This window comes from Virgibacillus sp. FSP13, assembly GCF_054048505.1.
In genome coordinates this window covers 143,177-154,741 of record NZ_JBSVKG010000008.1, presented here as the reverse complement: position 1 = coordinate 154,741, position 11,565 = coordinate 143,177, and the positions used below count along the sequence as shown (strand labels likewise).

9 protein-coding genes are annotated in these 11,565 nt (G+C 40.5%); 2 read left to right on the top strand and 7 right to left on the bottom strand.

Annotated elements, in window-relative coordinates; all coding sequences use genetic code 11:
- Positions 1–370 precede the first annotated feature (370 nt).
- The 7 genes from ACW2QC_RS09720 to ACW2QC_RS09690 all read right to left on the bottom strand — a co-directional run bounded on the left by ACW2QC_RS09720 (position 371) and on the right by ACW2QC_RS09690 (position 9,628).
- A complete protein-coding gene (locus ACW2QC_RS09720; RefSeq protein ID WP_457543768.1) occupies positions 371–1,651 on the bottom strand; it encodes a dihydrolipoamide acetyltransferase family protein in 1,281 nt (426 codons plus the stop codon).
- A gap of 21 nt (positions 1,652–1,672) precedes the next feature.
- Positions 1,673–2,656 carry an alpha-ketoacid dehydrogenase subunit beta gene (locus ACW2QC_RS09715; protein ID WP_457543767.1) on the bottom strand — a complete coding sequence of 328 codons (984 nt, stop codon included), beginning with the start codon at positions 2,654–2,656 and terminating at the stop codon, positions 1,673–1,675.
- Positions 2,657–2,670: 14 nt separating this feature from the next.
- Positions 2,671–3,663 carry a thiamine pyrophosphate-dependent dehydrogenase E1 component subunit alpha gene (locus ACW2QC_RS09710; RefSeq protein WP_457543766.1) on the bottom strand — a complete coding sequence of 331 codons (993 nt, stop codon included), beginning with the start codon at positions 3,661–3,663 and terminating at the stop codon, positions 2,671–2,673.
- 21 nt (positions 3,664–3,684) lie between these two features.
- Positions 3,685–5,106: a dihydrolipoyl dehydrogenase gene (lpdA, locus tag ACW2QC_RS09705; RefSeq protein WP_457543765.1), complete on the bottom strand. Its 1,422-nt coding sequence runs from the start codon at positions 5,104–5,106 to the stop codon at positions 3,685–3,687.
- The gene (gene buk, locus ACW2QC_RS09700; protein ID WP_457543764.1) at positions 5,090–6,208 is read right to left on the bottom strand and encodes a butyrate kinase; all 1,119 of its coding nucleotides are present in this window, start codon (positions 6,206–6,208) and stop codon (positions 5,090–5,092) included. Before buk ends, lpdA begins: the two co-directional genes overlap by 17 nt.
- 15 nt (positions 6,209–6,223) lie before the next feature.
- Positions 6,224–7,318 (bottom strand): branched-chain amino acid dehydrogenase, encoded by a 1,095-nt coding sequence (bcd, locus tag ACW2QC_RS09695; RefSeq protein WP_457543763.1) that lies wholly within the window; start codon positions 7,316–7,318, stop codon positions 6,224–6,226.
- A 237-nt stretch (positions 7,319–7,555) separates the two neighbouring features.
- Positions 7,556–9,628 (bottom strand): sigma 54-interacting transcriptional regulator, encoded by a 2,073-nt coding sequence (locus ACW2QC_RS09690; protein WP_457543762.1) that lies wholly within the window; start codon positions 9,626–9,628, stop codon positions 7,556–7,558.
- Positions 9,629–9,763: 135 nt separating this feature from the next.
- Here ACW2QC_RS09690 and ACW2QC_RS09685 point away from each other — a divergent pair, with 135 nt between their 5' ends.
- Together ACW2QC_RS09685 and ACW2QC_RS09680 are read left to right on the top strand one after the other, a co-directional pair.
- A complete protein-coding gene (locus ACW2QC_RS09685; protein WP_457543761.1) occupies positions 9,764–10,003 on the top strand; it encodes a DUF2627 domain-containing protein in 240 nt (79 codons plus the stop codon).
- Between the two features lie 172 nt (positions 10,004–10,175).
- Complete coding sequence (locus ACW2QC_RS09680; RefSeq protein ID WP_457543760.1) at positions 10,176–11,546, top strand: aspartate kinase; 1,371 nt, start codon at positions 10,176–10,178, stop codon at positions 11,544–11,546.
- Positions 11,547–11,565: the final 19 nt, after the last annotated feature.

Sequence of the window (11,565 nt, the reverse complement as noted above, 5' to 3'; positions counted from 1 at the left end):
CGTGTATTTCCTCCGCTGGTATTACATTTACTACCATTAGCCGTAGTGGTAAGTGTTCTATAGGTATCCTACCACTTCACTAGTCCGGGTGAGTGAAGGGTGGTGACTCCTGCGGGAACAGCACGTGTCCGAAGACCCCGCAGGAAGTGATTGGAAAAGGAAGGTCGACTAAAACCGTCCTTTGCGGACAACGTCGACATACCCCTCGCCGGGGCAAGGAGGCTGAGGCCGTGCCCGCGGAAAGCATCCACCCGGAGCGATCCCGGACGGCGGGAAATGCGTGTACTTATAGAAAAGAGCCCAGCAGTTACTTCGCATTTTATATCAACTATGAAATTTAAAAGGCTACAAACATTACGACAAAAAGCCTTTAGTAAACATTCGTCGTGTCTTTGTTCATATTCTCTAAAATCTCTTTCACCCTTGCTAGGAATTGACCGCAAACAAGGCCATCCAAGATACGATGATCCAATGATAGCGATAGATTGACCATATCTCTAGCAGCAAACATATCATTAACAATCATTGGCCGCTTTACAATTGATTCAATTTGCAAAATGGCTGCCTGTGGATGATTAATAACCCCCATCGAGTGAATCGAGCCAAACGATCCGGTGTTATTCACTGTAAATGTTCCGCCTTGCATATCATCTGACGTTAATTTACCAGATCTAGCTTTAGCCGCAAGCTCATAAATGCTTTTCGCGATTCCTTTGATACTTTTTTCATCCGCATGCTTAATAACTGGTACAAATAATTCTTGCTCTTTCGCCACTGCAATCGATAAGTTGATATCTTTCTTTTGAATAATCTTATCGCCTGCCCATGCACTGTTTAATTGTGGATATTCTTTTAGGGCCTGTGCAACAGCTTTGACAAAGAAGGCAAAGAATGTAAGACCAAATCCTTCTTTTTGTTTAAATTCATTTTTCACTTGATTACGGTATGTAACAAGATCTGTTACATCCACTTCAACAGTCATCCATGCATGTGGAATTTCCTGCTTCGAGCGCACCATGTTCTGCGCGATCACTTTACGAACTCCGGTAACTGGAATTTCAATATCACCAGCTTGTGGTTGTGGTGCTGGTTGAGTTCTAGGTGTTGAAACTGGTGCAGACTTCGGTTGAACAGGTGCTTGTTCCGCCTTATTTGTAGCAGGCTGTTCTGTTCCTGCTTTTGGTTTCTCACCAGAAGCAATTATTTTTTCCATATCTTTTCTTGTGATACGTCCACCTTTACCCGTCCCATTTACTTGTGTTAAATCAATATCGTTATCTTGAGCCAAACGTAGGACGGCCGGAGAATAACGCTTTTTCATTGGTTGCTCATCGGCTGGTGTGTCAGCCTTTGTTTCTTCCACAGTCTCTGTCTGCTCTGTTTTAGTGGCTGTATCGTCTGCTGCTCCACCTTCTGTCTCGATATAACACATTAGTTCGCCTACTTCAATAGTGTCTCCTTCTTGAGCAACGAGTTCCTTAATTACACCAGTAAACGATGATGGAACTTCCGCATTTACTTTATCCGTCATTACTTCCGCTATTGGGTCATACTTATTTACCTTATCACCCACACCAACTAGCCAGGAGCTAATCGTTCCTTCTGTCACACTTTCGCCTAGTTGTGGCATGTTGATTTTTTCTTTAGCCATAAAGAATCCCTCCTTCTGCTTTTAAAATTCAGCAAGCTCACGCATCGCTTGCTCAACTTTATCTGGATTTAACATAAAGTATTTTTCCATTGTCGGCGCATATGGCATGGCAGGTACATCAGGTCCAGCAAGACGTTTCACTGGTGCATCAAGGTCAAACAGGCAGTTTTCGGCGATAATCGCAGAAACTTCACCAATAATGCTACCCTCTTTATTGTCTTCCGTAATAAGTAATACTTTACCTGTTTTCTTTGCAGCTTCCATAATTGCTTCTTTGTCAAGCGGATAGATCGTACGTAAATCCAGAATATGTGCGTCAATTCCTTCTTCCGCTAATTTTTCAGCAGCTTGCAGGGCAAAATGAACACATAGACCGTACGTAATGATCGTGATATCAGATCCTTCTCGCTTCACATCTGCTTTTCCGATCGGTAATACGTAATCATCTTCAGGAACATCATTTTTCAATAAACGATACGCCCGTTTATGTTCAAAGAAAAGGACAGGATCATTAGAACGAATGGAAGCTTTTAATAAACCTTTTGCATCGTATGGTGTTGATGGCATCACAATTTTCAAACCTGGTTGATTCGCAAATACCGCTTCAACGGATTGTGAATGGTACAATGCACCATGAACACCACCACCGTATGGCGCACGTATTGTAATTGGACAATCCCAATCATTGTTAGAACGATAACGGATGCGAGAAGCTTCGGATATAATCTGGTTGACAGCAGGCATAATAAAATCAGCAAACTGCATCTCCGCAACTGGGCGCATTCCGTACATAGCAGCACCAATACCAACCCCGGCAATTGCTGATTCAGCTAATGGTGTATCAAGTACGCGTGCATCACCGAATTCATCATACAATCCCTTGGTCGCCCCAAACACGCCACCTTTTTTCCCAACGTCTTCCCCAAGTACAAATACTTTCTCATCACGTTGCATTTCTTCCCGTAAAGCTGTTGTCACAGCTTGAATATATGACATTACTGGCATATTTATCTCCCTCCTTACTCTTCATAAACAAATTTCAATGCATCTTCTGGTTCAGCGTACGGAGCATTTTCTGCATAATCTGTTGCTTCGTTTACAAGATCGGCAATTTCTCCATTTATTTTTTCTTCAACAGCTTCCGTTAAAATTCCGGCCTCTTTTAGGTAGGCCGCAAACGTCACAATTGAATCTTTTTTCCGTGCCTCTTCCACTTCTTCGCTTTCCCGATATTGACGATCATCATCATCACTTGAGTGTGCCGTCAATCGATACGAAACAGCTTCAATTAATGTTGGTCCTTCCCCGTTAACTGCACGGTTTCGGGCCTCTTTCACTGCTTCATAGACTGCTAGTGGATCATTCCCATCAACCGTTACACCAGGCATTCCATATGCTACTGCCCGATCAGAAACGTTTTCACTTGCCAATTGGCGCTCGATTGGAACGGAAATAGCATATTTATTATTCTCAACCATAGTGATAACCGGTAATTTGTGGACGCCTGCAAAGTTTAATCCTTCATGGAAGTCACCTTGATTTGATGAGCCCTCTCCTAATGTAACGAGAGAAACGACATCTTTTTTCTCCATTTTTGCCCCAAGCGCGACACCAACTGCATGTGGTAGCTGGGTTGTTACTGGTGATGACCCAGTTAGAATTCTATTTTTCTTTTGGCCAAAGTGTCCAGGCATTTGACGTCCACCTGAGTTTGGATCTTCGCTTTTGGCAAACCCTGACAGCATTAAATCTTTTGTTGTCATTCCAAACGCAAGTACAACACCAAGATCACGATAGTATGGTGCAACATAATCCTGTTCGCGGTTTAACGCAAATGATGCACCTACCTGCGCCGCTTCCTGACCTTGGCAGGAAATGACGAATGGAATTTTACCAGCGCGGTTTAAGAGCCACATTCTTTCATCAATTTTTCTAGCTAATAGCATCGTCTTAAACATGTCTAAAACTTGTTCATCCGTTAAGCCTAATGCTTCATGACGATTTGTTGTCATGTATGAGTCCCTCCTTTAACATTACCCATGAATTTGTTTACCATCTACGGCCAATGCCGCTTCACCCATAACTTCTGATAGTGTTGGATGTGGATGGATACTGTCGGCAATTTCCCATGGTGTTGCATCCAAAACTTTCGCAAGTCCTGCTTCCGAAATCATATCAGTTACATGCGGGCCAATCATATGCACGCCTAGTAAATCATCATTGTTCTTATTAGCAATTATTTTCACAAAACCATCTGATTCACCGTGTACAAGTGCTTTACCAATTGCTTTAAAAGGAAATTTACTCGTTTTTATTTCAAAACCTTGTTCATTTGCTTTTTTTTCCGTTAAACCGACACTGGCAATCTCTGGATTTGAGTAAATACACGTTGGAACATTATTATATTCAAGTGGTTGTGGGTTTTGATCTGCCATATGTTCAACAGCGAGAATCCCCTCGTGTGAAGCAACATGTGCTAGCTGCATCCCGCCAATGACATCCCCAATCGCATAGATGTGCGATTCTTTTGTCTGGAAAAATGAGTTCGTTTGGATAACACCTTTTTCAACCACAATATCTGTGTTTTCTAAGCCGATATTTGTCGTGTTTGCCTGACGTCCAACCGAAACAAGCATTTTTTCTGCTTGGAAACTTTCCTTTTTCCCGTTAATTTCTGCTTCAATGTGGACGCCATTATCAATCGATAACGTATCAGATAAAACTTTAGCGCCTTTTTCAAATGTAATACCTTTCTTCTTTAGGAGCTTTTCTGCCTCTTTTGCAATTGCCTCATCTTCCGTTGGTAAAATTTGTTCTAAGTATTCAATCACTGTCACATTCACACCAAAATCTGCAAGCATGGAAGCCCATTCGATACCAATTACACCACCACCAACAATAATGATTGAGTCTGGTAATTCAGTCATCTGCAACGCTTCATCAGAAGTCATTACATGCTCTCCATCGATCGCAAGTCCTGGTAATGATTTTGGTTGTGATCCTGTTGCGATCAACACATTTTTTGGGACAATCATTGTATTCTCATCACCGTTTTCGTATTCAATCGAGATCGTTCCTGGCATTGGTGAGAAAATACTAGGCCCTAAAATTCGGCCAAACCCTTCATAGACATCAATTTTTCCTTTTTTCATTAATCCTTGTACACCTTGATGCAGGGTACGTACGACATTGTTCTTCCTGTCTTGCACTTTCGCAAAATTCAAGGCAATATCGGCTGTTTCAATCCCATAAGTTGCCGCTTCTTTTGTTTGCCTAAAAACCTCTGCACTGCGGAGTAATGCTTTTGACGGGATACATCCACGGTGTAGGCAAGTTCCACCTAATTGTCCTTTTTCAACAACGGCAACGTTCATGCCAAGCTGGGAAGCGCGAATTGCCGCAACATACCCACCTGTTCCTCCACCAAGAATGACAAGATCATATTCTTTTGCCATAGGCTTCATCCTCCTTTATTTCTATTTTTGGATAACTTTTTGCTTGTTCTTCTTTTCGCAATACACGTAACGTTCCTTCTGCGAGTGCTTGCAATCCATTTTCGCCAGGATAAACAAAAATATCGGCGATCCAATTGACTCGTTCTGAAATTTTCTCAACGAAGGTTTTTCCATATGCAAGACTTCCCGTTAACACAATAGCATCAACCGCCCCTTCCATAACAACACCCATCGATCCAATTTCTTTTGCAACTTGATAGGCCATCGCTTCGTATACTACTAAAGCACGCAGATCCCCATTATCAATACGTTTTTCCACCTCAACTGCATCGTCTGTCTGTAAGTAAGCCATTAGACCGCCATCTCCAACGAGCATATTCATAATTTCATCTTGAGAATAGTTTCCGGAAAAGCACAAGGAAACCAAATCACCGGTAGGGATAGTGCCAGCACGTTCCGGTGAAAATGGTCCATCTCCATGCAATCCATTGTTTACATCAATTACTTTTCCGTATCGATGGGCCCCTACAGTAATCCCATCACCCAGATGTCCGACAATCAGATTCATTTGTTCATATGATTTCCCTAAATCAGTTGCACAACGTCTGGCCATTGCTTTCTGGTTTAATGCATGAAAAATACTCTTTCTCGGCACCTCTGGTAACCCAGAGAAACGAGCAATAGTCGCCAATTCATCAACTACAACAGGATCCACAATGTAGGACGGTATGTTTAAACCGATTGCGATTTCATATGCGATAATACCGCCCAAGTTTGAGGCGTGCTCCCCATAACGGCCATTTTTCAAATCGTGAAGCATTGCGGTATTTATCGCATATGTCCCACCTTCAATCGGTTGAAGTAATCCACCCCTGCCACAAACAGCACTTAATTTCGAAATATTAATCCCTTCATGGTCCAAGTTTTCGAGAATAATCTTTTTCCGAAATGCATATTGTTCCATTACCCGACTATATGATGACAATTCATCCGGACTGTGATGGATTGTACTATCAAAAATACATACTTCATTGTTAAATACGCCAATCGTAGTTGTTGTCGATCCTGGATTCAAAACTAATATGCGAAACGATTGCTGCATATTGGTTGACCTCCATTACCGTCTGCTTAATGTATGATGACCGTTTAACAAAAATTGACTGCGTGATTTACTTACCGATGCAATACGTTCTTCTGCCATGCGATCAGCAGCAACATACGTAGGAATGTTATCACGTTTAGAGATTTCGAATACCTTCATTAAACTATCGTAAATTGTTTCTACTTTTCTCATCGCCCGATCTTGGTTGTATCCATTAAGTTCGTCAGCCACATTAATGACTCCACCTGAATTAATTACATAATCTGGTGCATAGACAATTCCTTTTTCATGAATAATATCACCATGTTCAGATGTCTTTAATTGGTTGTTAGCTGAACCAGCGATAACTTTCGCTTTTAATTGTGGAATGGTTTCATCATTAACCGTTGCACCAAGCGCGCATGGAGCATAAATGTCACAATCGACTCCATAAATGTCCTCAGGATCTACTGCTTTGGCACCAAATGCTTCGACTGCCCGATTAACCGCATCCTTATTGATGTCAGTAACAATCAAGTTTGCTCCCTCTTTATGAAGGTAATCACAGACAGTAAACGCTACATTTCCTACCCCCTGTACGGCAACCGTTTTCCCTTCAAGCGAATCAGAACCAAACGCCTCCATGGCTGCTGCTTTCATGCCTTTATAAACACCGTAAGCCGTAACTGGAGATGGGTTTCCAGATGAACCGAACTCTGGTGAGATACCAGTAACAAAATCAGTTTCCATGTGAATCGTATCCATATCCTCAACAGAAGTCCCAACATCCTCTGCAGTAATATATCGGCCATTTAAACTTTGGATATAACGACCAAACGCACGGAACATTTCTGGATTTTTATCTTTTTTCGGGTCACCAATAATAACCGTTTTCCCACCACCAAGATTCAATCCAGCTGCAGCGTTTTTATATGTCATCCCTTTTGCCAAACGAAGAGCATCTTCAATCGCTTCCTCTTCTGAATTATATGTCCACATTCTTGTTCCGCCTAATGCAGGTCCAAGTGTCGTATCATGAATAGCAATAATTGCTTTTAAGCCTGAATTTTTATCTTGACAAAAAACTAATTGCTCATAATCGTATTGTTCCATGTTTGTAAATATTTCCATTTATACTTCCTCCTAAAATGTTTTAACCCTTCATCAATTCGAGTGGGTAGATTGTCGTCTTCTTGATGCAGGAGTCACGAAGGGTTTGCCCCTTCTACATGTTCTGTTTATGGTATAAATAACTAGACGTTCTCCCATTAAATTACACCCACCCTACTTAATGCAAAAATCGTGCCAAGTCTATAATTACTGAAAGCGCTTTACTTCAGCGGTTTATTGCTATGCAATTCTTTGCGCTTATGAAAGATCTTGCGTGCTATTTTTTTCAATCTGATATTTATCCATCTTGTAATAAAGATTGCGAATGGATACCTGGAGCTCTTTCGCTGTTTTTGTTTTGTTGTAGTTATTTCGTTTATAAGCATCAGCGATAACTTCTTTTTCATACTGCTCCAATGCTTGCTGCAATGTTAGCCCTGCTTGGTTACCTGTAGCATGATTATCTTGGTTTGCTTGGGTTGTTGTCAGCCTTGGTATATGCTCTATTTGGATGACTTCTTCATTCATATCCATATAAATCATTGCTCGTCCAATTACATTCTCCAATTCCCGAACATTTCCAGGCCAATGATAGGTTGCTAACTTTTTTAGTGCTGCCTCAGAAATCGTTCGGACATTTCTACCATAATCCTGATTTGTTTTATCAATAATACGATCTATTAAAGGTGGCAAATCCGTGATTCTTTCACGCAAAGACGGAATGTAAATCGGTAATCGATTCAACCGATAATAAAGGTCTTCCCGAAAGGATTTTTTCATGATTGCCTTTTCCAGGTTGCTATTTGTCGCGGTAATGATCCGCACGTTAATGGTGATCGGGTCTGTGCCACCAACACGCACAATTTCATTTTCCTGCAGTACCCGAAGCAATTTGGCTTGCATATTCAGAGAAAGTTCACCAATTTCATCGAGGAAAATACTACCCATATTAGCTTCTTCAAATATCCCTCTTTTTCCACCACGTTTAGCACCTGAAAACGCGCCTTCTTCATACCCAAACAGTTCACTTTCAAGAATGGATTCTGCTATAGCCGCACAATTAACACGGATAAATTTATTATGCTTCCTGTCACTCTCATTATGAATCGCGTGGGCAAATAATTCCTTGCCCGTCCCAGATTCGCCTCTTAATAGCACGGTTGCAGGCGTTCTCGCACCTACTTTCGCTTGTTCCAACGCTAATTTCATTTCCGAGGATGTACCAATGATATCATCAAACGTATATTTCGCTTCCAAATTACGAATAATCTGCCTAGCCCGCTTTAGTTCACTTGTTAGTGTTTTGATTTCGGAAACATCGTGCAGAACACCGACACTCCCCTTTATTTTGCCTTCTACGATAACCGGCGCGACATTAACTAAAACATCTCGTTTTGCAGGGCCAACTTTCATCCGTACGCCTCGGACAGGGCGACGTGTTTTCAATACTTTCATATGCATGCTTTCGCCCTCGGAAATATCCACTGTGGCTGGTTTACCAACTACTTCAGCTTCTTTTAGTCCAGTTATGCGTGAATAAGCTGGATTAATCATAATCCCTTTTCCATCCTCATCAACGACACTAATTGCCTCATCGGATGATTGAATGATTGCTTCAAGCATTGTTTTTATTTCCATTAGGTCCGTATTTTTCTCTGCCAAATCCAGCACTTCGGTAATGTCTTTAAAAACAGCAAAAGCCCCAATCAATTCATTTTCCGCATTTATCATTGGTATTCTCGTTGTAATTACACGCTTACCGTTTTCCAACATTAACCGCTGATTCACTTCTTTCCGGCGGTTGCTGAGCACCTGTGGCAATCTACTCTGTGCGATCACATCAGTAATTAACTGTCCTTCAAAACTACCTTTGGAAACATCCATAATGCGCTCGGTACTATTATTAACGAATCGAACAATGCCTTGGTTATCCACCACAATCATACCATCACGAATATTATCTAGAATTAATTCCTGGTTTCGCATTTGCAATTTTATTTGGTTTAGCAAGGTTTCTTTTTCTTCCATTAATTCTGCTATTATGTACGCGATTGTACCAGGAATAACAACTGTTTTTCCGCTACTTGCTGTCAATAATTCATCAAGCACCTGCTCATTTCCAGTTGCTTCTATGACAATATCGATATTCTGATGGATCCACTCTCTCCAATTTTGACCGGTAGGAATTTGGTACTGTTCAGCAAGAGTTAATCCGCTTGCTTCTTTGTTTTTATCAATGACAGCAACCATTTCCATCCGTTGTGTAGCAGATAAAAGTTTTAATAATGCACTAGCACCCTTACCCGCGCCAACTATGAGCACCCGTTTCATTATACCCCACCTTGCAATTTTTTGCATGTATTTATCATATTATATTCTGCACGTTTTAGCAAATCCTATTATTATTCCTATTTTACGATGCATTTGATATACTAAAGTTATGATTATTAATAAAGGGGAACAGGTATGATTCGTATTATTGCCGTCATGATTTTAGTCATTCCCGGACTAATCGCAGCATATGGCATAAAACTCATGCGGGATTCACTATTTAATGAACTTAATTTTATTTTTCTTCACACAGGCTTGCAATTTTTTATTGGCTTAGTCTTTTTTGTTGGTGGATTAGCTTTTATTGGTGGATTTATTGTTCACCGCGATCGAAAGCGCCAAGCATCAAAGAAAAATAAACGCAAAGGATGCTGAAATATAAATTCTGGCATCCTTTTTTATTTCGCCAAGCCAGATCCACCACTAACAGATGTTCTCACATTTCTTAGCTTTGCAAAAAATCTGCCTCCCTTTGTTCACAAATCAGCTGTAGTATGATACTATTTGTAACATTATTAGAAAACTTTAAAACAATGGGGAGATGTTTATGAAAGTAGCAAAGTTCGGTGGAAGTTCAGTCGCTAGTGCTGAACAGATTGAAAAAGTAGCAACGGTCATCCGTAATGATCCGGACCGAAAATTCATCGTGGTATCTGCTCCAGGAAAGCGCAATAAAGATGATTTTAAAATTACCGACATGTTAATTGAAATAATGAACCACTATGAAAAAGACCAACCCTATGATGAACCGATTTCAATTATCATAAAACGCTTTTCAGAAATGGTTAACAAACTGAGACTTTCAACAACAATTGTAAAAGAAATGGAACAAACGATCCACAAGACACTGGAAAGCAATGTGCCAACTACCCTTAAAATGGACACGATTAAATCATTAGGGGAAGTTTTTTCAGCAAAAGCGTTAAGTAATTATTTAGCATCATTGGGCCTTGAAGCTACTTATCTTGATCCAAAAGAAGCTGGAATTTTGGTAAGTGATGAACCTGGAAATGCACAAGTATTGCCAGAGAGTTTTTCGAAACTTTATACATTGCGAGAAAGTGATGGAATTTTTGTCATCCCGGGATTTTTCGGTTATACGGAAAATGACAAATTAGTAACCTTTTCAAGAGGTGGATCCGACATTACAGGTTCCATTGTAGCCGCTGGTGTGAAAGCATCCTTATATGAGAATTTCACAGATGTTGACTCTGTTTATGCAGTTAATCCAGCAATTGTCCACCAACCAAAACAAATTTCAACAATCACTTATAAAGAAATGCGGGAATTATCTTATGCCGGATTTTCTGTTTTTCATGATGAAGCATTGATTCCTGCTTTTAAAGAAAAAATACCCGTATGCATAAAAAACACAAACAATCCTGACGCACCCGGGACAATGGTCGTTGCAGAAAAAAAACCAAATGAACAATGTGTTGTTGGTATAGCAGGTGATGCTGGATTCTGCAGCTTATACGTCAGCAAATACCTTATGAACCGTGAATTAGGATTCGGGAGAAAATTATTGCAGCTATTTGAGGATGAACATATTTCGTTTGAGCATGCACCTTCTGGCATTGACGATATGTCAGTCGTTATCCGGCAAAGCGAATTAACAAAAGAAAAAGAAAAAATTATTATAAAACGTTTGCAAGACGAATTACATGTAGACACCATTAAAATACACCGTAATTTGGCTATGGTTATGGTTGTTGGTGAAGGAATGATAAGTACAATCGGGGTAGCCCAAAAAGCTACAAAGGCCATTACCGATGCGAGTGTTAATATGGTCATGATCAACCAAGGGTCATCAGAAGTTTCCATGATGTTTGGAATTCAAGAAGAGGACTTAACCCGTGCCGTTCAATCGTTGTATACAGCATTTTTTCAAGAAGAAAAATCAAAAGTGTTGATTTAAAAAAAGGTCAGACTCCTTA